Raw genomic sequence first — 24,708 nt, 5'->3', positions numbered from 1 at the left:
AAATCTTCGTGACGTCCCGGCGATGGATTTGGCGGTGCCCGAGCAAACGCGGGTTGACAGCCCCGCGATCCGGGCTTTTATTCGCGGCACGGGGATGTGCGATCTCCCCGCGAGGCGTCATGCCCAAGAATCGCGTCCTGATCACCAAGGGCGCAGCATGTCAGCATCGTACACCTCCATTTCCCCCGACAAACTGTCTCGATTGATAGGCACGGCGGCCGCGCCGGCGCTCATCGATGTACGCATCGACGAGGACTTTTCGGCGGATCCGCACCTGATTCCTGGCGCGGTGCGGCGCTCGCACCTCGACGTCCAGGATTGGGCGTCTCGCCTGACGCGCCAGTCCGTGGTCGTGGTCTGTCACACGGGCAAGAAGCTCAGCGAAGGCACCGCGGCCTGGCTGCGGTGCGGTAAGGTCGCCGCCGAGGTCCTCGAAGGCGGCCACGTCGGCTGGAAGGAAGCGAACCATCCGACTGTGCCGGCCAACAAGATCCCCAAGCGCGACGGCCGTCGTCGCACGGTGTGGGTCACGCGATCACGTCCCAAGATCGATCGCATCGCCTGCCCATGGCTGATCCGCCGTTTCGTCGACCCCGCGGCTGTCTTCCTGTTCGTGACGCCGGCCGAGGTCGAAGCCGTGGCCGAGCGCCTCGGAGCCACGCCGTTCGACGTCGAGAATGTGTTCTGGAGCCATCGGGGCGAACTCTGCACCTTCGACGTGATGGTCAAGGAGTTTGGTCTGTCGTCGCCTGCCCTGGAGCGGCTGGCGACGATGGTCCGCGCCGCCGACACGGGGCGGCTCGATTTGTCTCCGGAGGCGCCGGGCCTGCTCGCAGCCTCGCTTGGCCTATCGCGGATGTTCGACGACGACCTAGAGCAGTTGAACGCGGGTTTCCCATCGCCACGAACTCCGTGCGCCATCGTTCGAGGCTCCCGAAGTCGCGTACGATCGCTTCGGCGAGCGCGCCACCGGGCTTGCTCGCGCCGCCGAGGCCATCGAAGTAGACCTCATGCAGGATCATCGAGTTCGCCGCGATCAGCTCTTCACGCTTCAGGCCGTTGATGACGAAGTTCGGCGCCTTGGCGAAGTCCAGCTCGGCGAGTTGCGCGCTGATCGCGTTGAGCCGTTTCACCGCGCCGCCGTAGTTGTTCTCATAGTGACTGACGAGAACCTTTTCAGAGATGCCGTTGATCGACTTCGGATCGAACGGCATCGGCTTGGTTTCGTAAGGCATCAGGCGACTCCTTGAATCTTTGGCTCAGCTCTTCGTACTGGCAGTCTTGTCGAGGGCCGCGCGCAGGCCTTCGGCGAGCTTCACGGCGTCGTCGTTCGCCCAAAAGTGCATGAAGAACAGCCTCGGCGTGCGTCGCGCACCGGGTCGTTAGCCAGTCGTCGCCGTGAAGGCGGCCAGGATCACCGCGCACCTCGCAGCAGGTGGCGCTGCGGGCTTCCGCCAGCGCGATGGCCTCTTCGACCTGGATGGTTTTTTCCGCTGAAAGCCTGCCCTCCCAATAGACGCGCAGGGTGCCGTACTTCTCCTTGATCTGGCTGAACTTGAAGGTGCCGCCGGCCCTGATCGCGGTCCGGATCCGGACGCACATCCGGTCGAGGAGGTCATGCCAACCGGAGCCGCACTCGGGGGCGCCCTGGGCCGCCAGCGCGGTGTCGCACGGCGGGGAGAAGAGGTCGCGGTGAGCTTCGATGAGCTCCACCCTCCAGTTTCCCACGCTACACGGAGCGTCGGTCCCGGGCGAATGCCTTCGACCTCCGCTACGCTGGCGACGTGACTCCGAAAGGCGACCGTTGGGAGCTCTGCGAGAAGGTTCTCGCCCGGCACGATGTGAAGCAAAGGCTTTCGCGCGGTTGGGGTGAGCGGGAGCGTTCGGAGCAATCAGTGGTGGCATAGCAATTGGGGGAAATTCGTGAGCAGGAAGGGGCATTACAACGGGGGCGGCACGATCATCCGCTCTTGGGATTCATCGTGGTTCGGCAAGAAAGTACCCAAGTGGGCCAAACGAAAACAAACCGATAGCGCACCCAAGCTCCCACTATCGCTGGCGGAGAAAGCTGCCCTTGAGGCTTTCAAACAGGAACGCGAGTCGGGCAGCAAGTTGATCCGGAAGGGCGAGAACCGACCGAACAAGAAGCGATCCGGCAAGCCCAACTCCGCCAAACTCAAATCCGCAAAACCCAGTCCGTCGGTCATCAAGCCCAGCCAATCACGACCCACCCCAGGGTTGACAGAGATCCATCAGTCACAGCGCTTCGGTCGATCAAGAAAGGTCACCGTCGAGTTTGCTTCAAAGGGGAAGCGCGAACCTGGATGAGCCCTGCCACCATCGGTCAGCTGGCAGCGATCTCCACGCATCTCTGGCGAGCGTAGTCCCATGCCGAGAATTTGACGGGCGCGGCCCCTGGGCTGTCGGGAACAACGAAGGGGTCCTCGCCGAACATCGTATAGCTCTCGAAGAGGGCGTCGGCCGTCATGCCTGGCTTGAAGGCGCCGGATAGGTACTCGTCCACGATCGACCGGCAGGCGGCAACCGCCTCCTCGGGGGTCGCGAAGACGCCGTGCTTCACGCGCTCAGATTCGTCCTGGTAGTGGAAGTTGTCGTCGATCAGGACCTGGTAGCCCATCCCTTATTCGCCTCCTCGGAAAGACTATCGTATTTCGCGTGAGCGCGCCGTCGCCGACGGGGTTCAGGCAGGGCGGGTCATCTCGAAATACTCGTAGTCCTGCTCCTTCTCCGCGAGCATCTTTCGGGCGACTTCCAGCCACACGGGCTGGTATTTCGAGGTGTTGTCTCGAAGTGGGACTGTGCGCTCGATCCTACGGTGGAGGTTGACGGCTCTTTCCAGCCGTGCGGCCGCCATCTCCATCGCGCCCTTCGCCGTCGTCGCCGACGCGATATCGCTCACATTATTGGCGACGGAAAGCAGCAGGTGTCGGTACGACTCCCACTTGTCCCAAGGGAGATCGCGCTCGGTCGGGGCGGAATAGGAGGTGGACAGCATGATCTCCCGCCTGAGCTCCCTGTCGATCTGCAGGGCTTCGTCGGGATAGACGATGGTGCCCCAAAGCGGAGCGGAGAAGAACCGCGGTGGAGCATTGCCGCCGCCTCCCTGCTGATCGGCGCTCTCTTTCCAGCGCTCCCTGTTGAAGCCCCACAGATTTTGCCAGAAGGACACCGCCGTGCCCGTTGCGCCGGATCCGAACGACAGAATCGAAATCGGGCCGGCGAAGGCGTGCAGAACGGGCGCACCGGTGCAGGCCAAGGTAAGCGAGGCATTCGCGAATCGGAATACGTCGTCGACGTCCGTCGGCAACCGCTCTTCCTTGAATTCGAACGTCGAGTACCACCCGTCGGCCTCTTCGGCGGTCGCGCTGGAAAGCGCTTTCTCCACGAGCTCCATGTTCGAGAGCGTTTGCGAGATCGCCACCGTTCCGTAGGTCGGCACCCCGATGGCCTCGCCGGCCTTCTTCGCCGCGCGAAACAGCTTGGAATTGAGCGCTGCGATGTCCGGACGGGCGGCTTCGTACGGAAGCGCCGGCGCGATGACGGCCGATGTCCCGAACTTGCGGTTCTCGTCTTCGAGCGCACGGGCCAAGCCCTCCAGGTCTCGTTCAGTCACGGCTCCGAGGGTGGTGATGGATTGTCTGAAAGCAGCCGTTGGATAGGTCCCGACTTTTCCGGCCGAGTATTCGGGTACGTAGAACTGCGGATCCAGCAGGACATCCGCTCCGTCGGACCTGTATTGGGACGCGTGCTCGATGGCTTTGTCGTGAGCCAAGTCCTTCGGGCTCACGATCACGCCGACGCCGACGCCGGCCTGCAGGAAGTCCTTGACCACGATCTGGGTGTTGAACCCGAGTTGATACCATACGCCGCGCCGCATCACTTGATGCTCCGGAGGAGTTTAGCGACCAGGTCGGCGCTCACCGGGCGTCGCGACCGTTCCTTCTCCAATAGGCGGGTGATGATCATCTTTAGGCCGTCCGGCAGCGAAGCGAACTCTGCATCATCCGAGATCTTCACCCCTTGGCACACGGCCTGGAAGAGGTCGTCGATCGTCCTAGCGGTGTGGCAAGGGTGTTTGCCGGTGGCGGCTTGGAACATGATGGCGCCCAGCGCGTACAGGTCCGTCCTGTGGTCGATGCTGTGCTTGTCGCCGACGCACTGTTCCGGAGAGAAATACAGGGGCGTCCCGACCTTCATGCCGGTCTGTGTGAGGCTGTCCAGATCCAGCATGCGAGCGAGGCCGAAATCGATGATGACGGGACTGCCGCTCTCGCGGATGCGGATGTTATTGGGCTTGAGGTCGCGGTGAACGATGTTGCGGCGCCTAAGCTCCGATAACCCGTCGCAGAGCTCCCCGAATACCTTCTTGATCTGCTCCAATGGCCAGCAAAGCCCCGGGCGGATGTCCTGGGCCAGGTCGTGTCCCTGGATGAATTCTTCGACCATGTAATGGGTCGTGCGGCCGCCCTTGGAGCTGAAGACGTACTCGATCAGCTTGACGACGTTGGGCTGGTCTATCTCCTGCATGGCAGCGACCTCCCGCTGCGCCCGCTCCAGAGAGTGGTTGGGGGCGATGATCTTCAGGCAGAGATCGTCCGTTCCCCGTCTGACGTGGAAAGCGGCCTTCTGTTCGCTGGGAGTAAGGGCTGAGACGAACTCGAAATCTGGGAAATCGGCTCTGGCTTTATCAATGTCGACTACGAACGGCACCGCGAGCTCCGTTGAAATATTCAGCGGCAAGACTCGCGATCAGGTAGTAGTACAGCCAGATCCTTGGTGTTGCGCGCCTTGCGTGTCTAAGGACGCGAACACTATCACAATTTTCAACCGAGAGAATCCCAATTCCGTATCGCTTGAACGTTTCGTCTTCTTTTGCTCTCAGAGCGACGTTGGAAGGAAGCGCGACGAAGGATCGATGGGCGAAAAGCTGATTCCGCACGGCCTGATTCAGGGCACGACGCCAATCACCGACCTTGGCTTCGATCGTGACGATTTCGGGCAGCACCGATTTCCAGGGATCAGACATCTTGAAGCTGTCGTTCTCGGCGAGGACGATCTTGGCTTCGAGTAGACCCTCGAGCGACTTCTTCACAGAGTTGGCGTCGTACCCGAGTCGAGCAGACATCGTCACAAGCTTCGCCTTGCGCGCCATTCTGAGATAGGCCAGGAGAGCTTTGGCTCGGCCGTCTGTGTGGTCGAGGGCGACAACTTCAGGGGCGCAGCCGGCGAGTATGATGTCGGGCTTGCCGGCGCCTACCGGCGCGGAGCCAGCCCTCCATACCAGGCGATCTTGTTGCGGGAAAAGCTCGAGCAGTCGTCCTTCGACGGCATGCTGCAGGGGCGCTTCCGGTCCCTGCTTCAGACTGCCGTATTGGATCATCTCAGATGCGTACATCGGGCCCTCGATGAAGGAGGGTATAAGGTGATTTGCTGCATGGAAACAGGTCTATCTTAAGTTTCCCTGACACCCGTTCCAGGGCAGCCGGCGACCACAGATACGGCTGTAAACCGGCAGCGCGAGATTCGCGACTACCTAACGGCAAACCCGCATTGCTGCGGGGGCGGGGGAATTGGCGGATACATGTCGATCCCATCTCTTCGGGGCCCCAAGACGGCGGCCTTCAAGGCGCTCGGGATCAACTGAAGCTCTGTCGTCGGAGCAAACGTGCCGAGGCAGCTTAAGTCACAGCCGGCCGGCCGCGGTATGGTCGCTGCGCTAGGGCCGCCGCTTCCGCCGACGGGAGGGACAAAACGGGTCTAATGGTCGTCCTCTTCTAGATTCACGAATTCCTTCACCCATCCGGATTCAACTCGCCGGTAGGTTACCTTGCGGTAGAGTTTCCTGAATTCCTTTTTTACGCGGCCCCGCGCACGGTCAGTAACCTGTTCCATCAGGTCAATAAAGCCTGGAACGTCCGTCTGGTGACTGGCGGAGATGCAATTCTCAGCGAGGTGTTGCAGCGTCAGTTCGTAACGCCATTCCTCCTTGCGTCGATCCAGCAGGTATGTGGCCGCATACTCATCCATCCGACCCAGCACGAACGAGGAGCTGATCGGTCGGTTTGAACGCTGAAACCCGCGATCGGCGAAGACCCCGGCGCAATATTCCGCCGCCTGAAGGCTCGACGTGTTCAACAGGCGTTCTGCAGTTTCCTTGCTTGGCAGTCCCTTGCCGATGCGCCATGAAAGATCAGTTGCAGGAAACGCGATCATGAAGGCAATCAACTCATCGACGTTTAGCCCGCCGTTTGGGTTGGCCCAGTTGCAAAAATGCGCAGCCATTTTAAGCGAGATGTCAGTGGCCATTAGCCGGAAGCGCTGGTCGCGATCTGCTCGAAGCAACACCAGGCATTCGTTTATGTTTTGGGGCCGCTCCCGACGATCGAGAGATAGGCACTTATCGATGAGGCTCAGTAGGCGGTCGCTGTATTTCCCGCCAACAAAGTCTTTAACCGACACAAAGTTCTCATCGGTCAGGCGGCGGCGTGCTGGGCTCGGACGGCGTCCGGTCACCATCTCGAACATCACTGCTCCCAACGAGTAGATGTCAGTCCAGGGACCGAGGTCGCCGGTTGGATCAAACTGCTCGGGAGGCGCGTAGGCCTCCGTGCCAATGAATGGAATTGGTCCTCTAGCGGCGTCTCCAAATTGAACGGCGGCGCCAAAATCTATCAGCGCAGGAGAGCCGTCCGGACGGACCACTACGTTGTCCGGCTTGATGTCACGATGGAGCAACCCCAGACGATGTAACTGGGCCAGTCCGTCGCATAGGGGGAGGATCAGCCCCTCGACTTCCTGATCGGGCATGGCGCCGTCAAGATTCGAGATGATCTCGCGCAGGCTTCCGCCTGCTTCGTAGTCCATCACGAAGTAGCCAGTGCCGTGCGCCTGAAAATACCGATTTACGCGAACGATGTTTGGATGATGGAAGAGGGCAAGCTTCCGTGCCTCTTCCAAGAACTTGCCAAGGCCATCAGCGAAGACGATCGCCTCGCGACTGCCTAAAGCCTCTAGATTGCCAGCGGGGCCTCGCCTCACCAGTCGGTGTGGAGTGTACTCTTTGATAACAACGAGCTTCTGTAGGTGCTCGTCTCGACAAAGGTATGTCGTTCCGAAACCACCCTGTCCGAGCACGTCTTGGACGACGTACTCAAGGAGTGAATGGTCGCGGTTCAGCGGCTTAACTAGCTCAAACAATTGGAGCACCTGCTGGAAATGGAAATGAGCGCTGGAAATAGGCACCGTAGGTCATCTCCGCCACCTGTAGAAATCTCGCAAATCCTAAGCGGAGTCCTGCCGTCGCCAGTGCGATTTGCTGACTAAAAAGGGCGTCGCGACCCCCCAAAGACCCCCCCTTGCTTTTTTCGCCCTCAAGAATCGGCGAAAAAATCGGGGCGAAATTCGTAAGTCGTGTCAGTGGGATCTGAGATCGAGTCGTTTTCAAAACGAAATCGAGTCGTTCTTAAACCGCGAATCGAGTCGTTTTCAAAGTGTCCGCACAGATGCTGCCGACTGGTGGGCCCGGCAGAACTCGAACCTCCAACCAGACTATTATGAGCGGCCGGCTCCAACCATTGTAGCCGCGCGCAGGAGAACGGTATTCGCGGTTCAGTCCAGACTTACCTGGCGGTGAGTCCAGCCTGGATGGCACAAGTCCAAACTTAGGTGGCGTCCAACAGAAATCACTGGTGGGCCCGGCAGGACTCGAACCTGCAACCAGACCGTTATGAGCGGCCGGCTCTAACCATTGAGCTACAGGCCCCGCCGCGAGACGGCCGCCTTGACGTGCGGCCGGCAACGGTGCGCGGTTCGTTTACAGGGCCTGAGGCGGGGGTGCAATGCCGGCCCTGGGCGATCGGGAGCGCTGGCGCCGTGGCGTCAAGCTCTGCTCGCCGGTCGATCGCCGGGATGGGGTGATGATAGGATTGTGCCGGTGTTTTGCCCGACGAGTCAAATACCCCTGCGGAGTTCATTTTTCGCTTCTGTAACTCGCTGTGATCCCCCGCCTTTTCTACTGTGCATGGGGTTGTTTTCGAGTTTTTTGATTCGAGGGGGCCCCTCCGGTCCCCCCGATGTGCCGGCGAGCTACACACCCCTGGCCGGCCGGCCCTAGTCGACCGAGACGCCAGCGAATTCCACTACCTTGCGCCACTTTTCGGTCTCGTCCGCGACCAGTTTGCCGAACTCGGCCGGGGTCATCGGCTTGGGGATGCCGCCGTTCTCGGTCAGCCGCGCCGCCAGCTTCGGGTCCTTCAGCGCCTCGCCGACGGCCTTGTTGAGGATCTCGACCACCTCGGGCGGCGTGCCCTTCGGCGCGGAGATGCCGTAGAAGCCGACCGATTCGAAGCCCGGCACGGTCTCGGCGATCGCGGGCACGTCGGGCACGGCGGGCCAGCGCTGCGGCGAGGTCACGCCGAGCGCGCGGACATTGCCGCCCTTCGCCTGCTCCAGTGCGGAGGGCAGATTGTCGAAGATCAGCTGCACCTTGTTGGAGATGATGTCGGGGAAGGCGATCGCCGAGCCGCGATAGGGCACATGCACCATGTCGCACTTGGTCATCACCTTGAACAGTTCGGCCGACATGTGCACCGAGGTGCCGTTGCCGGAGGAGGCGAAGGAGATCTTGCCGGGATTGGCCTTGCAGTAGTCGATGAACTCCTTGACGGTCTTCACCGGCATCGCATTGGAGACGACCAGCATGTTGGTGAGCTGCATGATGCTCGCGACCGGCACGGTGTCGCGCAGGAAGTCGTAGGGCAGCTTCTTGTAGAGCGAGGTCGAGATCGCGTTGTTGGGCGCGACGAACAGCAGCGTATAGCCGTCGGCCGGCGCGTTGATCGCCGCGGCGGCCGCAATGTTGCCGCCGGAGCCGGCGCGGTTCTCGACGATGAATTGCTGGCCGAGATGGTCCGACAGCCACTGTGCCATGATCCGCGCAACGATGTCGACCGGGCCGCCGGCGGCGAAGCCGATCATCCAGTGCACGGGGCGGTTGGGGTAGTCGGCGGCGGAGGCGGGAGGGGAGGCGCTGAAAAGACCGACAAGAAAAACCAGCCCGAAAACAGCATTACGCAAAATTCGCAACATGTCGCCTCCCATTGTTTTATTGTCGTTGGGCAGCATGCTTTCACAAAATCGGGCCGTTGCCTACATCGCCGCAAGTCGGTGTTGACGCAGGTCCGCCGGGAACGACCATGAGATTCGCTTTCCTTTTCCTTCTCAGTGCGGCGCTGCTCTTAAGCCCCGCCGCTGCTCAAACCGGAGGCAAGGCCATTCCGACCACGACGATTAGCCTTACGATCAGCCTCGGCACCGCGACGCCCGGCGGCGGCTTTCCGCTCTATGGCAACGCCTTTGCGGAGGTGATGAACGCGGCCGATCCGCAAGCCACCATCGCCCCGCGCAACACCAAGGGCAGCAACGAGAACATTCCGCTCCTGGAGAAGGGTGAGCTCGATCTCGCGCTGGTCGCGGGCGAGCCGGCCTATGAAGCCTTTGCCGGCATCGGCCGCGCGCCGGTGCGGCTGAAGATCCTCACCGCGATCTATTCCAATCCCGGCATGTTCGTGGTGCGGGCGGACAGTCCCTACAAGACGATCCGCGATCTGGTCGGCCAGCCCGTCGCGTTCGGCGCCAAGGGCTCGGGCCTGCCGATCCTGGCGCGCTACGTGCTGGATGGCCTTGGCTTGAAACAGGACGAGGACTTCAAGGCTGTTTATCTCGACCGCGCCGGCGATGGCCCCGCGATGGTCGAGGATGGCCGCGTCGCGGCGCTGTGGGGCGCCGGCATCGGCTGGCCCGGCTTCGCGGCGGTGGCATCGAGTGCATCAGGCGCGCGCTTCATCGCGCCCAATGCCGAAGAGATCGCGCGCATCCGCGCCAAGCATTCGTTCCTCAAGCCGCTGACCGTGCCGGCCGGCTCCTACCCGAAGCAGTCCGAGCCGATCGCCTCGCTCGGCTCCTGGAGCTTTGTCCTGACGCGCGAAGATCTGCCTGATGATGTCGCCTACCGGCTGGCGAAGACGCTGCACGGTGTCGAGGCGACGTTCTGCAAGAAGCTCGCGCAAGCCTGCGAGACCACGGCGGCGAACACAGTCGCGGCGGCGCCGAGGGTAGAGCTGATACATCCGGGCGTGATGAAGTACTTTCGCGAGATGGGCGTGGTGAGATAGGGCACGACTGCACGCACAGTCGTCATGCCCGGGCTTGTCCCGGGCATCCACGACCGATGGCGATCGCGGAAGCGCGTGGATGGCCGAGACAAGGCCCGGCCATGACGACGCGGCTAGATTCGGTTGCTTGTCACTTCTTCACCAGCGGACACGCCGGGTCCGGCGGCCCAAAGGCCTTCTCGCCCGAAATCGTCGTGAGGATCTTGTAATAGTCCCAGGGGTACTTGCTTTCCTCGGGCGTCTTCACCTGCACCAGCCAGAGGTCGTGCACCATCAGATTGTCCTCGCGCAGCTTGCCGTGGCGGGCGAAGAAATCCTCGACCGGCTTTTCCCGCATCTTCGCCGCCACTTTGAGCGGATCGTCGGTGCCGGCTTCCTTGATGGCGTTGAGATAGTGGATCACGCTCGAATAGACGCCGGCCTGCCACATCGACGGCATCTTGTTCATCTTGGCGAAGTAGCGCTTCGACCATTCGCGGGTCTTGTCGTCCATGTCCCAGTAGAACGACGTCGTCAGCAAGAGGCCTTGGGCCGCCTGCAGGCCGAGGCCGTGGATGTCGGTGATCAACGCCAGCAGCGCCGCCATCTGCTGGCCGCCCTTGAACACGCCGAACTCCGAGCCGGTCTTGATCTCGTTCATGTTGTTGGGCGGGCCGGCGGCGATGCCGATGATCTTGGCCTTGGAGGCCTGCGCCTGCAGCACGAAGGAGGAGAGGTCGGGCGTTGCCAGCGGCGGCCGCACCGAGCCCAGCACCTTGCCGCCATTGGCGGTGATGACGCTGGAGGCGTCGCGCTCCAGCGAATGGCCGAAGGCATAGTCGTCGGTGATGAAGAACCAGCTGTCGCCGCCGCGCTTGACGACTGCATCCGCGGTGCCGACCGCGAGCGCGCGGGTGTCGAATACCCACTGCATCGCATAGGGCGAGCAGAACTTGCCGTGGAAGTCCGCGGTGCCGGTGGAGTGGGTGATGAATAGCCGCTTCTTCTCGTTGGCGATGTTCTGTACGGCGAGCCCGACCGCGGAGACCGGCACGTCGACGATCAGGTCGACCTGGTCGACATCGTACCAGCGCCGCGCAATGGCGCCGCCGACGTCGGCCTTGAGCTGGTGGTCGCCGACGACGATGCTGATCGGCTTGCCGAGCACGGTGCCGCCGAAATCGTCGATCGCCATCTGCGCCGCCGTCACCGAGCCCTGGCCGGTCGGCGCGGAGGCGGGACCGTTCATGTCGGTGAGCACGCCGATCTTGACGACGTTGTCGGAAACCTGCGCCGACGCGGCGCCCGGCATCAGCGCCGCCGCCAATGCGGCAACGACCGGCAGTCCAAATCTAATTGGATTCACGCTTGTCCTCCCCTGATCCGGCTCGTTGGCCGGTGTTGCCCGGGTATGGCCCGGTTTAATTGGTTTCTTTTGCAACTATTTGGGGGTGGCCGTCAACGTCAGGCTGCGAAGCGGATCTGTCCCGCGGGCGAGGGATCGTAGCCGGTCAGCTCCTCGGCGCGCTGCCGCAGCCGTCTTTCATTCAGGAACCGGAGCAGGGCCTGCATCGGCGGGCGGAAATAGCTGCGCTGCCGCATCGCCAGATCGAAATTCTCCCAGACCAGCGGCACGAAATCGAGGCCGGCCGAGCGCGCGGCCGCGCGCGTCGCGACGCCGCAATCGGCCTGGCCGGCGCGAACCACTTCGGCGAGATCCGGCCCGGTGAGGGCTGGCGTCTCCACCCGGCGCAGATCGCGCGTCGAGGCTCCGGCGCGCTTCAGCAGCATGTCGAGCAGCATCTGCGCGCCCGTGCCTTGTTGTCGCATCGCCATCCTGCTGCCGAGTGCGAGCACGTCGGACAGGCCGCGCAGCCGCTTGGGATTGCCCGGCGGCAACACGAGACCCTGTTCGCGGCGCGCGAACGCGACCAGCACCGCATCATGCAGGTCCGGAGCGACCCGCAGCGCATCGGCGCTGGCATCGCGGGCGAGATTGTCGGAGGCATCTAAGCCGTGGAAGTGCACGGCGACCGCCATCACCTCGTCGCGCTGCAAGCGTTCGAGCCCGCGTGCGCTGCCTTCGCTCATCGATCCCAGGCCTGAGCCGGATTCGCGCAGGCTCCAATCCAGGAGCTCGTCCTGGCTGCCGCCCACGACCGGCGGCGGCTCCGCGATCAGCATGCCGGCCGGACGCGACATTCCCGACAGCACCCAGCGATCGAGCTCGTGCCGTGGGAAGAGCCACTTCCCGGTCACCTTGGTGCAGGGGATCGCACCGGTGGTGACGAGCTCGTAGAGCTTGCGTTCGCCGAGCCGGAGATAGTCGGCGGCTTCACTGGTCGTCAGGAATTCCATCCTGCATTCCTATGCAAATTCTTGCTTCTGCTAGACGTTTGATGCAGGTGGAATTCTGCAGTTCAATTTCGGTTCACGCGGACCATGCCCGATCATCTCGCTGCTTTGCAACACGTCCTGACTTCCGATTCTGCACCTGTCGTCATTCTTGCACGCTGACTTGGTGCGGGCCTTGCGACGCGCGCTCGCGATTGCAATCGACGTGCCGGTCGATGCATTGCCGATGTTTCCCGGGTGCGCAATCGGCCGCGCGCGGTGAGACCCGCTGCCGGTGGTGGTCAATCACGCGTTCTATCTGGTATTGTCCTGTTTGTGCCGTTCGAAGCGGAATCGCGTCATGAGCGCGGCGCAATCCGCCATCAGGATCATGCCGATTTCGTACCTCACGGGAACCAGCCATGGTCGTTCGCCGCCTGTCCGTTGCATTAGCGCTTCTCTGCGGCCTTGCCGCAGGCGTCGCGGCGTCATCCGCGGAGGACCGCGCGATCGTCCTGGCCACGACGACATCGACGCAGGATTCAGGCCTGCTCGATTATCTGCTGCCGATCTTCCGTGACAAGACCGGCATTGAGGTGACGGTGATTGCGCGTCGCGCCGATGAGGTGCTGGACGGGGCGCGAAGGGGTGAAGCCGATGTCGTGCTGATGCATGCGCGGCCGCAGGAAGAGAAATTCGTCGCCGACGGTTTTGGCGCAAAGCGCTTCGACGTCATGTACAACGACTATGTGCTGATCGGGCCCAAGAGCGATCCCGCCGGCGTAAAGGGCAAGGACATAGCGACCGCGCTGAAGGCGATCGAGGCTAAGGGCGCCCCGTTCGTGACGCGCGGCGACCGCTCCGGCACCCACGCCGCGGAGCTCGCGCTCTGGATCGTCGCCGGCATCGACATCGCCAGCGCCAAGGGAGCCTGGTATCGCGAGGCCGGGCAGGGCATGACCGCAGCGTTCGAGGCCGCCCGGGCCGCCAATGCCTATGTGCTGTCGGACCGCGGCAGCTGGATCGCCTTCAAGGATCGCGGCGATCTCGACATCGTCGTCGAAGGCGACAAGCGGCTACTCAACCAATACGGCGTGATGCTGGTGAACCCGGAGAAGTTTCCAACCGTGATGAAGGAACTGGGGCAGACCTTCATCGACTGGTTGATCTCGCCGGAGGGGCAGGCGGCGATCGCCGGCTACAAGGTCGACGGTCAGCAGCTGTTTTTCCCGAATGCGGGCAAGTCTGGCGGCTGACGCCCGCATCGCCAGCGGTTGCCAAACCGGGCGATGCATGGTCCATCATGGCGCATGACCCAGCGCCTGCCGCCATCGCTGACGCCGCTCGACACTGCGCTCGTCGCGTTGTTGGAAGGGCTCGGGCCGGTTGCACCGGTGGAGCTGCCGCTGACCGAAGCGGCCGGTTGCGTCGCGGCAGGTACCCCGCTGCTGGCGGCCTATCCGCCTCACGACATCGCCGCCGCAGACGGCTGGGCGCTGTGCGCCAATGATCTCGTCGGAGCGTCCGCCTATTCGCCGCTGCCGCTCGCAACGAAGCCGGCCTGGGTCGATGCCGGCGATGCGATGCCGAGGGGATCCGACTGTGTGCTCGATGCTGACGCCGTCGAGATGTCGGGTCCGCTTGCCCAAGTGCTGGCGGAGGCCGTGCCGGGGCAGGGCGTCAGGCGCGCCGGAAGTGATATCGGAGAACGCACGTCTGTCGCGATAGAGGGGCATCCGGTTGGTTCCGCCGCTCTGCTGCTCGCGCGTGTTGCCGGGCTGGACCGGCTGAGCGTACGACGACCGCGGTTGCACATCGTCAATGTATCGGGCGTGGCGGCGACAATGCATATGATTGCGGACGTCGCGCGTACTGCGGGACTGCATGTGCAAACGCGCCAAGCCGGCACGCGCGACGCCGCATCGATCGCAGAGGCGCTCGGCGATCTCGACTGCGATCTTCTTGTGACGATCGGCGGCAGCGGCGTCGGCCGCCGCGATGCTGCTGTGACCTCGCTGGCCCGGCGAGGCGACGTGATCGCCCATGGCCTTGCGCTCCAGCCGGGCCGCACCGCGGCTGTGGCACGGCTCGGAAAAGTTCCCGCTGTCGCCTTGCCCGGCTCACCGGATCATGCGCTCGCGGCCTGGTTCGCGCTCGTGCTTCCGCTCATCGACCGACTGTCGGCGCGCCGGCCGCGCCGACAGTCCACCTTGCCACTCGCGCGCAAGATCGCATCCAGTGTTGGCATCGCCGAGATCGCCCTGCTGGCGGAGGAACATCATGCGTGGATGCCGCTTGCGGTGGGGGAGTGGCCGTTACAGACAATTGCCCGTGCGGATGCCTGGCTGATCATTCTCGGGAGCAGCGAGGGATTTGCAGCGGGCGCGCCGGCCGATGCCTATCTGATGCGGGAATGATATGGGTTCCGGCATGACCTTGATCCCGCAGTCGCAAGATCGTAGCTCGCTCGAACAGGAACAGTTCCTCAAGATCCTGTCGCGCGAGGATGCGCTGGCGCGCTTCGAGGCTGCGCTGTTCCCGCGCGCGGTCCCGGGCGAGCCGCGCAAGCTTGTCGATGCGCTCGGCACCGCGCTCGCCGAAGACATTACCGCGCCGATCGATGTTCCGCCCTTCGACCGCTCCAATGTCGACGGCTTTGCCGTGCGCTCGGCGGATCTCGCCGCAGCCGACGAAGGCGCACCCAGGCGCCTCGCGCTGAACGGCGAAACCATTCACTGCGGCACCGCGCCGATACTGCTAGTCGCTGTGGGAACCGCGACGCCGATCGCCACCGGCGGTCCGCTGCCGCGTGGCGCCGACGCCGTGGTCATGGTCGAGTATACCCAGCCGGCTGGTGCGGATGCGATCGATGTCCGTCGTGCCGCGTCTCCCGGACAATTCGTGTCCTATGCCGGTTCCGACATCGCGCGCGGCGAAGCGCTGCTTCGCACCGGAACGATCATCGGCTCGCGCGAGATCGGCATGCTGGCGGCCTGCGGCATCGCCGAGGTGATTGTCGCGCGCAAGCCGCGCGTCGCCGTGATCTCCACCGGCGACGAGCTGGTGCAGCCCGGCGAAGTGCTCGCGCCGGCGGCGATCTACGACACCAACGGCGCGATCGTCGCAGCCGCAATCGACGAGAATGGCGGCGAGGCGGTTTTCCTCGGCGCCATTCCCGATGATGAAGCCAAGCTCGAAGCCGCCATGCGCCGTGCGCTGGTGGACGCCGACATGCTGGTGCTATCAGGCGGCACGTCGAAGGGCGCGGGTGATCTGTCCCATCGCATCATCGGCCGACTCGGCAAGCCCGGCATCATCGCGCACGGCGTTGCGCTCAAGCCCGGCAAGCCGCTGTGCCTCGCGGTGTGCGATGGCAAGCCGGTGGTGATCCTGCCGGGATTTCCGACCTCGGCGATGTTCACCTTCCACGACATGATCGTGCCGGTGCTGCGCAAGATGGCCGGATTGCCGCCGCGCTCCGATGCCAAGGTGAACGCGACCGTGCCGGTGCGCATCGCCTCCGAACTCGGCCGCACCGAATTCGTCATGGTCTCGCTGGTCGAGGGCAAGGACGGCCTGATCGCCTATCCCTCCGGCAAGGGGTCTGGTGCAATCACCTCGTTCGCGCAGGCTGACGGCTTCCTGCGCATCGACGCGCTTGCCGACCAGATGCCGGCGGGGACCGAGGCCGAGGTGACGCTGTTCACGCCGCATGTGCGGGTCCCCGATCTTGTCATCGTCGGCAGCCACTGCACCGGCCTCGATCTCGTCACCGCACAGCTCGCGCATGCCGGCTTGACCGTGCGCTCGATTGCGGTCGGCAGCCTCGGCGGGCTTGCGGCGGCGAAGCGCGGCGAATGCGATCTTGCGCCGATCCATCTGTTCGACGACAAGAGCGAAACCTACAACACACCTTACCTCGTCGAGGGGCTCGAGCTCGTGCCGGGCTGGCGGCGGATGCAGGGCATTGTCTTCCGCAAAGGCGACAAGCGCTTCGAGGTCTTCAGTCCGAAGGATGCCGTCGCCGCTGCGCTCACTGACCCAGACTGCATCATGGTCAACCGCAATCAGGGCGCCGGCACGCGCATCCTGATCGACCGGCTGCTCGGCGGTGCGCGCCCGGAAGGTTATTGGAACCAGCCGCGTTCTCATAACGCTGTTGCTGCCGCCGTCGCGCAGCACCGCGCCGACTGGGGCATGACCATTGCGCCGGTCGCCCATGCGGTCGGCCTCGGTTTCATTCCGCTGGCGGAAGAGCATTATGACTTTGCCTTGGTGACGGCGCGCAAGCAGCGTCCCGCAGTGCAGGCCTTTCTCGAGGCACTCGGCTCGGGCGTGGCGCGTACGGCACTGGAGCGAGCCGGCTTCCGGCCCGCGTAGAATAGACGACGCGGCATTCAAGCCGCGCGGCAAATAGGGTGGGGGACGCGATGGCACGGCCGCTTTCGGTTGCGATCGTGGGTGCCGGCATGGGCGGGCTTGCGACTGCCGCGGCGCTCAGGCGCGTTGGCATCGACGTGATGGTCTACGAGCAGGCTTCCCAATTCGCCCGGATCGGCGCCGGCATCCAGGTCGGCTGCAACGCCATGAAGGTGCTGCGCGCGCTGGGGCTGGAGGCCCGGATGCGCAGCCAGTCCTTCTATCCGCGCTCCTGGAACAACCGCGACTGGCGCAGCGGCGACATCAAGTTCGACATGATCTTCGGCGAGAGCGCGGAGGAGAAATTCGGCGCGCCCTATCTGCTCGCCCATCGCGGCGATCTCCACGCGGCACTGGCGAGCGCGGTGCCGGACGAATGCGTGCGGCTCAACCACAAGCTTGTCGGTCTCGACGAGACCGGCGAGGGCGGCCGGCTGACCTTTGCCGACGGCACCAGCGCTATTGCCGACGCAGTGGTCGGTGCGGATGGCGTTCATTCGGCGGTGCGCGACATCCTGTTTGACACCGCGCCGGTGAGATTCTCCGGCCGCATCGCCTATCGCACCACCTATCCCGCCGCGCTGCTCGGCGGCGGGACGATCGACGACTGCACCAAATGGTGGGGCGAGGACCGCCACATCGTGATCTATTACGTCAAGCCGGACCGCAGCGAGGTCTACCTCGTCACCAGCCAGCCCGAGCCGAACTTCCGCATCGAGTCATGGTCGGCGAAGGGTGATGTGCGCGATCTGTGTGCATCGTTCGAAGGCTTTCATCCGCAGGTCGGCCAGGTGCTCGCCGCCTGTCCCGATGTGCACAAATGGGCGATCATGGACCGCGATGCGCTGGATCGCTGGGCCGACGGCAAGGTGACGCTGCTCGGCGATGCCTGCCATCCGATGACGCCCTATATGGCGCAGGGTGCGGCCATGGCCATCGAGGATGCCGCCGTGCTCTCGCGCTGCCTCGACGGCGTTGAGCGCGATGGCGTCGCCAACGCGTTCCGGCGCTTCGAGGCGACGCGAAAAGAGCGGACGACGCGGGTGCAGGAGACCTCGCGCGCAAACATCTGGCTGAAGGAGAGGACGGATACGAGCTGGGTCTACGGCTACGACGCCTGGTCGGTGCCGCTGGCCGCCTGATCCTGGGACAACTGGCGCGCGTCGCTGCCGGCTTCGATCCGGTTCAATGCACCCCATGAACTCGGATGGCCGCCGCCGCGACAAAGGAACGTGAGCCAGCCATGACCACGTCAGCGCCCCTCAATTTCCGCAAAATTGCCGCCCTCGTCGCAGCCGCCGGAACGCTGTTCTGGCTCTATACATTCTACGCGATCGCCCATGTCCCGCCCGGCGACGGCACCGGCTTTCAATGGCTCGCGGTATTTCCGCTCGGCATGATCTTTGGGCTCTTCTTCCTTCCGGTCTGGCTGCTGGTCGCGCTCGGACGTCTGCCGCGATTCAGTACTGCTGTCGGTCTCTGCGGGCTGATCACCTTCGCGATCGTCTGGACGCAGCTCCTCAACGAATTTCCCAAATCGTGAGTTCGCTAGATTGCCGCATCCAGCGCCGCCAGCCGCTCGGCTTCGGCGATGTCCTCGACCGTGTTGGCATTGAAGAACGGATCGAGCGGCTCGGCCGGCCATGTCACCGTCGCGAGCGGATAGCGCGCGGTCCAGCGATCGATCTTGCGGAGGTCCTCGACGACCAGGGCGTGACGTAGCTCGTCGCGCAAGGCGACGCGCCACAAGCCGATCACTGGATGCGACTGATCGCCCGATGCGGCGACTGCGAGCTGCGCGTTCTCCCGCTCTCGCGCTTCATGCAGGCGCGCGACGAGATCGCGCGGCAGGAACGGGCAGTCGCCGGCGGCGCTGAGCACCCATTCGACCTCGGGCCGGTTCGTTGCGGTCCAGTCGAGCGCGGCGAGGATGCCGGCGAGCGGGCCGGGAAAGCCGGGCACGTCGTCGGCGATGATCTGCAAGCCGAACGCGGCGAAACGCGCGGGATCGCCATTCGCATTGAGGATCAGCCCGCTGCATTGCGGCGAGAGGCGCGCGATCACGCGCTCCAGGATGGTGCGGCCGCCGATGGTGCGCATCGGCTTGTCGCCGCCGCCCATGCGCCGCGCCAGGCCGCCGGCGAGCAGCACACCAAGAGTCGATGGAATGCTCGTCAGCGGAATCTCAGTCGTCACCACCTTCACCCTTGCGCTTGTGCTTGGCCGATTCTTCCTCGACATAAGCGAGGTTCTGGTCGTAGACGATGCGGTCCTCGCCAGCCAATGCGATGAAACGTTTTCCGCGGGTGCGGCCGATCAGCGTCAGGCCGACCTGGCGTGCAAGATCGACACCCCAGGCGGTGAAGCCGGAGCGCGACACCAGGATCGGAATTCCCATCCGCACCGTCTTGATCACCATCTCGGAAGTCAGGCGTCCCGTGGTGTAGAGGATCTTGTCGGATGCATCGACGCCGTGGCGGTACATCCAGCCCGCGATCTTGTCCACGGCGTTGTGGCGGCCGACGTCCTCGGTGTAGCAGAGCGGTTCGCCCTCCTTGCACAGCACGCAGCCGTGAATCGCACCTGCCTCGAGGTAGAGCGAGGGCATGGTGTTGATGGTTTGCGTCATCTGGTAGAGCCAGGAGGTGCGCAGCTCGGCCTTGGGCAGCGCGACGCTCTCGACCGCCTCTAACAGGTCGCCGAAGGCGGTGCCTTGCGCACAGCCCGAAGTCTGCGTGCGCTTCTTCAGCTTGGCTTCGAAATTGGTGTCGTGCTCGGTGCGCACGACGACCACCTGAAGGTCGTCGTCGTATTCGACCTCGGTGACCGCGTCACTATATTTCAGCATATTCTGGTTCAGCAGGTAGCCGAGCGCCAGATATTCCGGATAGTCGCCAATCGTCATCATGGTGACGATCTCCTGCGAATTCAGGTAGAGCGTTAGCGGTCGCTCCATCGGCACCTTGATCTCGACCTTGGCGCCGGTCTGGTCGGTCCCGGTCACGCCCTGGGTCAGGCGCGGGTCGTCCGTGTCAGGGATGATCAGGGGCACCGGGACTTTGTCGATCTTCATCATGGTTGCGACGTTAGCATGACATTCGGGTCAAGCCGATATAAGCATGGCGGGGAATAGGTGAAATGCCTCCGTTCGTCATTGCGAGCGCAGCGAAGCAATCGAGACTATCTCCGCGGTGGCAGTCTGGATTGCTAGAGGTTCCATCGGCGCGTGCCGGTTGCGAGAGAGACCTGGAATGAAAGTCATCGGCCTTGCAGGCTGGAGCGGTGCGGGCAAGACCACGCTGTTGACGCGGCTGATCCCCCATTTCAACGCACAAGGTCTGCGCGTCTCTGTGATCAAGCATGCGCATCACCGGTTCGACGTCGATGTGCCCGGCAAGGATTCCTGGCGCCACCGCGAGGCGGGTGCGGCCGAGGTGCTGGTCTCCTCGGCGAACCGCTGGGCCCTGATGCATGAGCTGCGCGGCGCGGCGGAGCCGCGGCTGCCGGAACTGCTCGGCAAGCTGTCGGCGGTCGATCTCGTCGTGGTCGAGGGGTTCAAGCGCGAGCCGCATCGCAAGATCGAGGTGCACCGCGCCGCCAACGACAAGCCGCTGCTGTTTCCCGATGACCCCGGGATTGTCGGGATCGCGACCGACATCGCGATTGAAACCCGGCTGCCCACTGTCCATCTCGACGATATCCCGGCCGTCGCGGCCCTGATGCTGCGCGCGGCCATGCCACTCGAGGAAGCGGTGGCAAAAAGCGCTGCAATGCGCTGACGAGGCACCATGGCGCAACTGTCTGACGATTGCTTTGCCTTCGGCGGCCCGATGATGTCGGTCGACGAGGCCGTTGGTCTGATCACGACCCGCGTCAACGCGATTGCCGATCTCGAAACCGTGGCGCTCGTCGATGCCGATGGGCGCGTGCTGGCGCGTAATATCGCAGCGCCCCTGCCGCTGCCGCCCTTCACCAATTCCGCTGTCGACGGCTATGCCGTGCGAAACGCCGATCTTCCTGATAGCGCCGAACAGGCGCTCCCGGTCGACGGCCGTATCCAGGCCGGCGGCCTCGCGCAAGCACCGATCAAGCCCGGCCATACCGCGCGCATTTTCACCGGCGCGCCGATGCCGCCGGATGCCGAAACCGTCTTCATGCAGGAAGATGTCCAAATCGATGATGCCGGCCGAATCGTGCTGCCGCCGGGGCTGAAGCCCGGCGCCAATGTCCGCCCCGCGGGCGAGGACATTCCCGAAGGGCACGTTGCGTTGCGCGCTGGCCAGCGGTTGCTGCCTCAGCATGTCGCGCTCGCCGCGGCGTTCGGCCTGACCCGGCTCGACGTCGTCAGGCGCATTCGCGTTGCCGTGTTCTCGACCGGCGACGAGCTGACTTCGCCCGGCGAGCCGCGCGCGGCATCGCAGCTCTTCGATTCCAACCGCTTCATGCTGATGGCGATGCTGCGCCGGCTCGGCTGCGAGGTCTCGGATCTCGGCATCTTGCGCGATGAACGCACCTCGCTCGCGAATGGTTTGAAGCAGGTTGCAGGTAGCCATGACCTCATCCTCACGACCGGCGGCGTTTCGACCGGCGAGGAGGACCACGTCAAGGCTGCGGTCGAGAGCGTAGGTTCGCTGGTGCTGTGGCGGATGGCGATCAAGCCGGGCCGGCCCGTGGCGATGGGCATCATCGACGGCACGCCGCTGATTGGATTGCCGGGCAATCCCGTCGCGAGTTTCGTCACGTTCGTCCATGTGGTGCGGCCGACCGTGCTTGCGCTGGCCGGCGGTCTGCCCGAACCGCTCTCGCCGATTCCCGTGCGCGCTGCGTTTGCCTACAAGAAGAAGATCGGCCGCCGCGAATACGTTCGCGCATCGTTGCGGCGTGGAAGCGACGGCGCGTTGGAAGCGGTCAACTTCCCGCGCGAAGGCGCCGGGCTGTTGTCGTCTCTGGTCGAAACCGACGGTCTCGTTGAACTCGGCGAGGACACTACGCAGGTTGAACCGGGGCAAGCCGTAGGTTTCTTGTCCTATGCCGATCTGCTCTGAAGTCCTTGCGTTGACGCCGATCATCGGCCCCGCCATGTTGCGTTCATGACAAGAACGATACTCGATCTCACCGGACTCAAATGCCCGTTGCCCGCGTTAAAGACGCGCAAGGCGCTGAAACCGTTGCAGCCGGGCGATCAGCTCGAAGTGCACTGTACCGATCCTTTGTCGGTGATTGACATTCCGAACCTGATCCGCGAGACGGGCGACACGGTTGAGATCACCGAGCGCAGCGACGCGCGTATCGTGTTCTTGATAGAAAAGACGAATGGCTCGATAGAGCGCGTCAATGGTGCGCTGCATCCGTGAGAGCGTAACCTCGCTGATACCGACCTTTTGTCTATCGACATCAACGACAGCTTCTGCCCAATTGACGATCTCCGTGCAGACGCGGAGGTTGAGTCTTGTCTGCGATACGCGTCAACGGGGCCCCACCCACGAAGACAGCACGTTGTATCGGGCATAGAGCCCCGCTTGCGGGGTTAACGTTTCGGATGCGCGCGATGATCCTGGCGCGCGTCGGATGATTGTGCGGGGTAGCAGGGACCGTTGGCTGCACCGCAACGGGGCTGAAGAACTGGATCGTAGCGGCAGACCTGCTCAGAAGGGCGGCTGCAGGGGAGGAGTACATGACAACAATTGAGAGCGCCGGAACGATTTCGGGCGCTGGCACAGGTTTTCTCGATCGCGAGCGAACGATCGCCAAGGCCGGCTTCAACCGCTGGCTGGTGCCGCCGGCAGCGCTGTGCATTCATCTGTGCATCGGCATGGCCTACGGCTTCTCCGTGTTCTGGTTGCCGCTCTCACGCGCGATCGGCATCACCGCGCCGAAAGCCTGTCCGGATATGTCGCTGTGGCAGGAGCTCTTCACCACCACTTGCGACTGGAAGGTCGCAAGCCTCGGCTGGATGTTCACCCTGTTCTTCGTCGTGCTCGGCGTCTCCGCCGCTCTGTGGGGCGGCTGGCTTGAGCGTGCCGGCCCCCGCAAGGCTGGCTTCGTTGCGGCGCTGTGCTGGTGTGGCGGTCTCATCCTCGGCGCCATCGGCATCTATCTGCATCAGCTCTGGATCATGTGGCTCGGCTCCGGCGTGATCGGGGGCATCGGCCTTGGCCTCGGCTACATCTCGCCGGTGTCCACGCTGATCAAATGGTTCCCCGATCGCCGCGGCATGGCGACCGGCATGGCGATCATGGGTTTCGGTGGCGGCGCCATGATCGGCGCACCGTTTGCCAACCTCCTGATCAACCACTTCAAGACGTCGACCGACGTCGGTGTGTGGCAAAGCTTCGTCGTCATGGGCGTGGTCTATTTCGTCTTCATGACCATCGGCGCATTCGCCTACCGCGTGACGCCGGTCGGCTGGAAGCCCGATGGCTGGACGCCGCCGAGTGAGAAGAAGACGATGATCTCCGAGCATCACGTTCACCTGGACAACGCGCACAAGACGCCGCAGTTCTGGCTGATCTGGTGGGTGCTGTGCCTGAACGTGTCGGCCGGCATCGGCGTGATCGGCATGGCCTCTCCGATGCTCCAGGAAATCTTCGCCGGCAAGCTGATCGGGCATCCGGAGCTTGCCTTTGGTCAGCTCTCGGTCGAGCAGAAGACCGTCATCGCCGGCATCGCGGCGGGCTTCGCCGGCCTGCTGTCGCTGTTCAACATCGGTGGCCGCTTCGTCTGGGCCTCGCTGTCCGACTATATCGGCCGCAAGAACACCTACTATACGTTCTTCATCCTCGGCATCGTGCTCTACGCGCTGGCGCCGACCTTCGCGGCAATGGGCTCGAAGCTGCTCTTCGTCCTCGGCTTCGGCATCATCCTGTCGATGTATGGCGGTGGCTTCTCCACTGTGCCGGCCTATCTCGCCGATATGTTCGGTACCCAGTTCGTCGGCGCCATCCACGGCCGGCTGCTGACGGCGTGGTCCACCGCGGGCATCATCGGCCCCGTTGTCGTGAACTACATCCGCGAGTTCCAACTCGCGGCTGGCGTGCCGCGTGACCAGCTCTACAACACGACCATGTACATTCTCTGTGCGATGCTGATCGCGGGCATGATCTGCAACTATTTGGTCAAGCCGGTCGCTTCGAAATGGTACATGAGCGAGGCAGAGGTTGCGAAGTTGCAGGCGGCTAACGCCGGCGCCGCTGTGGTCCAGACGGGCTCGTTCGGAATCGGCACTGGCGGCCTCGACGTCAAGGCCGCGATGTTCTGGCTCGTCGTCGGCATTCCGCTGGCGTGGGGCGTGTACAAGACGCTCGAGAGCGCGGTTAAGATCCTCTGATCGCAAACCCGCCGCCCGCGGGAAGCTGACGCCAGCTTCCCGCGGTGTTCGCCTTCCAATCATTGAGAATGGGACCAAGGGGGATTCCTATGCTTCGCACCCGTATCTGCCTCGCCGCCATGCTTTTGGCCGCGGGCCTTCACGCCGCGTCTGCGCAGACCGCAGCCGCACCCGCGACTCCCGCTCCTGCGGCATCAACCGCCGCCAAGCCGCCGGGCAAGATCAAGCTCACCATGCAGAAGCTGAAGGACATGAAGGCCAAGTGGTCGGCCAACAAGCCCAAGCTGAAGGCCTGCCGCGCCGAGGTGAAGGCCAGGGGCCTGATCGGCGATGACCGCTGGTTCTTCATCCAGGACTGCATGGAAAAGACCTGATTCAGGTTCCGCGCGAAGTTTGCGCGAGGGGGGGTATGGCAGGGCGGCTCCCTGCCCCCTAACTCCTTATAGAGTCGTTCTA

At 63.6% G+C, this 24,708-nt stretch carries 23 protein-coding genes, 1 tRNA gene and 1 pseudogene; 13 read left to right on the top strand and 12 right to left on the bottom strand.

Features of this window, described 5'->3' with window-relative positions:
• Positions 1-157: 157 nt before the first annotated feature.
• Entirely contained in the window at positions 158-1,063 is a 906-nt protein-coding gene (locus AC630_RS13505) for a chromate resistance protein ChrB domain-containing protein (RefSeq protein WP_143198026.1), read from the top strand.
• A 196-nt stretch (positions 1,064-1,259) separates the two neighbouring features.
• Here the strand turns inward: AC630_RS13505 and AC630_RS13495 are convergent.
• Positions 1,260-1,361: pseudogene (locus tag AC630_RS13495) on the bottom strand (DUF1259 domain-containing protein); the annotation flags it as partial.
• Between the two features lie 562 nt (positions 1,362-1,923).
• On the opposite strand from AC630_RS13495, the gene AC630_RS43780 reads away from it, so the two are divergent.
• A complete protein-coding gene (locus AC630_RS43780) occupies positions 1,924-2,328 on the top strand; it encodes a hypothetical protein (RefSeq protein WP_143198024.1) in 405 nt (134 codons plus the stop codon).
• Positions 2,329-2,344: 16 nt separating this feature from the next.
• On the opposite strand, the gene AC630_RS13485 is transcribed toward AC630_RS43780, so the two are convergent.
• The 7 genes from AC630_RS13485 to AC630_RS13455 all read right to left on the bottom strand — a co-directional run bounded on the left by AC630_RS13485 (position 2,345) and on the right by AC630_RS13455 (position 9,108).
• Complete coding sequence (locus AC630_RS13485; RefSeq protein ID WP_074119007.1) at positions 2,345-2,638, bottom strand: hypothetical protein; 294 nt, start codon at positions 2,636-2,638, stop codon at positions 2,345-2,347.
• A 63-nt stretch (positions 2,639-2,701) separates the two neighbouring features.
• Positions 2,702-3,901 (bottom strand): hypothetical protein, encoded by a 1,200-nt coding sequence (locus AC630_RS13480; protein WP_143198023.1) that lies wholly within the window; start codon positions 3,899-3,901, stop codon positions 2,702-2,704.
• Positions 3,898-4,731, bottom strand: a complete 834-nt coding sequence (locus tag AC630_RS13475) for a serine/threonine protein kinase (RefSeq protein ID WP_074119005.1) — start codon at positions 4,729-4,731, stop codon at positions 3,898-3,900. Before AC630_RS13475 ends, AC630_RS13480 begins: the two co-directional genes overlap by 4 nt.
• Positions 4,709-5,416, bottom strand: a complete 708-nt coding sequence (locus AC630_RS13470; RefSeq protein WP_074119004.1) for a hypothetical protein — start codon at positions 5,414-5,416, stop codon at positions 4,709-4,711. Before AC630_RS13470 ends, AC630_RS13475 begins: the two co-directional genes overlap by 23 nt.
• A gap of 362 nt (positions 5,417-5,778) precedes the next feature.
• The gene (locus AC630_RS13465) at positions 5,779-7,263 is read right to left on the bottom strand and encodes a serine/threonine protein kinase (protein WP_074119003.1); all 1,485 of its coding nucleotides are present in this window, start codon (positions 7,261-7,263) and stop codon (positions 5,779-5,781) included.
• A gap of 444 nt (positions 7,264-7,707) precedes the next feature.
• Positions 7,708-7,783 (bottom strand) — tRNA-Ile (locus AC630_RS13460).
• A gap of 347 nt (positions 7,784-8,130) precedes the next feature.
• On the bottom strand, positions 8,131-9,108 hold the full coding sequence (locus tag AC630_RS13455; RefSeq protein ID WP_074119027.1) for a Bug family tripartite tricarboxylate transporter substrate binding protein: 978 nt from the start codon (positions 9,106-9,108) through the stop codon (positions 8,131-8,133).
• Positions 9,109-9,215: 107 nt separating this feature from the next.
• On the opposite strand from AC630_RS13455, the gene AC630_RS13450 reads away from it, so the two are divergent.
• Positions 9,216-10,193: a TAXI family TRAP transporter solute-binding subunit gene (locus AC630_RS13450; RefSeq protein ID WP_074119002.1), complete on the top strand. Its 978-nt coding sequence runs from the start codon at positions 9,216-9,218 to the stop codon at positions 10,191-10,193.
• A gap of 130 nt (positions 10,194-10,323) precedes the next feature.
• On the opposite strand, the gene AC630_RS13445 is transcribed toward AC630_RS13450, so the two are convergent.
• Entirely contained in the window at positions 10,324-11,538 is a 1,215-nt protein-coding gene (locus AC630_RS13445; RefSeq protein WP_074119001.1) for an ABC transporter substrate-binding protein, read from the bottom strand.
• Positions 11,539-11,636: 98 nt separating this feature from the next.
• Positions 11,637-12,530 carry a substrate-binding domain-containing protein gene (locus AC630_RS13440; RefSeq protein WP_074119000.1) on the bottom strand — a complete coding sequence of 298 codons (894 nt, stop codon included), beginning with the start codon at positions 12,528-12,530 and terminating at the stop codon, positions 11,637-11,639.
• A gap of 398 nt (positions 12,531-12,928) precedes the next feature.
• On the opposite strand from AC630_RS13440, the gene AC630_RS13435 reads away from it, so the two are divergent.
• From AC630_RS13435 to AC630_RS13415, 5 genes are all read left to right on the top strand, one after another.
• A complete protein-coding gene (locus AC630_RS13435; RefSeq protein WP_074118999.1) occupies positions 12,929-13,762 on the top strand; it encodes an ABC transporter substrate-binding protein in 834 nt (277 codons plus the stop codon).
• 54 nt (positions 13,763-13,816) lie between these two features.
• A complete protein-coding gene (locus AC630_RS13430) occupies positions 13,817-14,923 on the top strand; it encodes a molybdopterin-binding protein (protein ID WP_074118998.1) in 1,107 nt (368 codons plus the stop codon).
• A gap of 13 nt (positions 14,924-14,936) precedes the next feature.
• A complete protein-coding gene (locus AC630_RS13425; RefSeq protein ID WP_074119026.1) occupies positions 14,937-16,886 on the top strand; it encodes a molybdopterin biosynthesis protein in 1,950 nt (649 codons plus the stop codon).
• 50 nt (positions 16,887-16,936) lie between these two features.
• Positions 16,937-18,067, top strand: coding sequence for an FAD-dependent monooxygenase (locus tag AC630_RS13420; RefSeq protein ID WP_074118997.1), 1,131 nt, complete (start codon positions 16,937-16,939; stop codon positions 18,065-18,067).
• Between the two features lie 101 nt (positions 18,068-18,168).
• Entirely contained in the window at positions 18,169-18,468 is a 300-nt protein-coding gene (locus tag AC630_RS13415; protein WP_143198020.1) for a hypothetical protein, read from the top strand.
• A 5-nt stretch (positions 18,469-18,473) separates the two neighbouring features.
• On the opposite strand, the gene mobA is transcribed toward AC630_RS13415, so the two are convergent.
• Positions 18,474-19,166 (bottom strand): molybdenum cofactor guanylyltransferase MobA, encoded by a 693-nt coding sequence (mobA, locus tag AC630_RS13410; RefSeq protein ID WP_208867009.1) that lies wholly within the window; start codon positions 19,164-19,166, stop codon positions 18,474-18,476.
• A complete protein-coding gene (gene fdhD / locus AC630_RS13405; protein WP_074118994.1) occupies positions 19,111-20,001 on the bottom strand; it encodes a formate dehydrogenase accessory sulfurtransferase FdhD in 891 nt (296 codons plus the stop codon). Before fdhD ends, mobA begins: the two co-directional genes overlap by 56 nt.
• A gap of 175 nt (positions 20,002-20,176) precedes the next feature.
• Here fdhD and mobB point away from each other — a divergent pair, with 175 nt between their 5' ends.
• From mobB to AC630_RS13380, 5 genes are all read left to right on the top strand, one after another.
• Complete coding sequence (gene mobB, locus AC630_RS13400) at positions 20,177-20,704, top strand: molybdopterin-guanine dinucleotide biosynthesis protein B (RefSeq protein WP_074118993.1); 528 nt, start codon at positions 20,177-20,179, stop codon at positions 20,702-20,704.
• 9 nt (positions 20,705-20,713) lie between these two features.
• Complete coding sequence (locus AC630_RS13395) at positions 20,714-21,970, top strand: molybdopterin molybdotransferase MoeA (RefSeq protein WP_074118992.1); 1,257 nt, start codon at positions 20,714-20,716, stop codon at positions 21,968-21,970.
• A gap of 45 nt (positions 21,971-22,015) precedes the next feature.
• Complete coding sequence (locus tag AC630_RS13390; protein ID WP_074118991.1) at positions 22,016-22,279, top strand: sulfurtransferase TusA family protein; 264 nt, start codon at positions 22,016-22,018, stop codon at positions 22,277-22,279.
• 320 nt (positions 22,280-22,599) lie between these two features.
• The gene (locus AC630_RS13385) at positions 22,600-24,252 is read left to right on the top strand and encodes an OFA family MFS transporter (protein WP_074118990.1); all 1,653 of its coding nucleotides are present in this window, start codon (positions 22,600-22,602) and stop codon (positions 24,250-24,252) included.
• Positions 24,253-24,341: 89 nt separating this feature from the next.
• Positions 24,342-24,626, top strand: coding sequence for a hypothetical protein (locus AC630_RS13380; RefSeq protein WP_074118989.1), 285 nt, complete (start codon positions 24,342-24,344; stop codon positions 24,624-24,626).
• Positions 24,627-24,708: the final 82 nt, after the last annotated feature.

Origin of the sequence: Bradyrhizobium sp. AS23.2 (assembly GCF_001908185.1) — a bacterium.
GTDB lineage: Bacteria > Pseudomonadota > Alphaproteobacteria > Rhizobiales > Xanthobacteraceae > Bradyrhizobium.
Note: the sequence above shows the minus strand (reverse complement) of the source record. Positions and strands in the feature narration are given on the sequence as shown.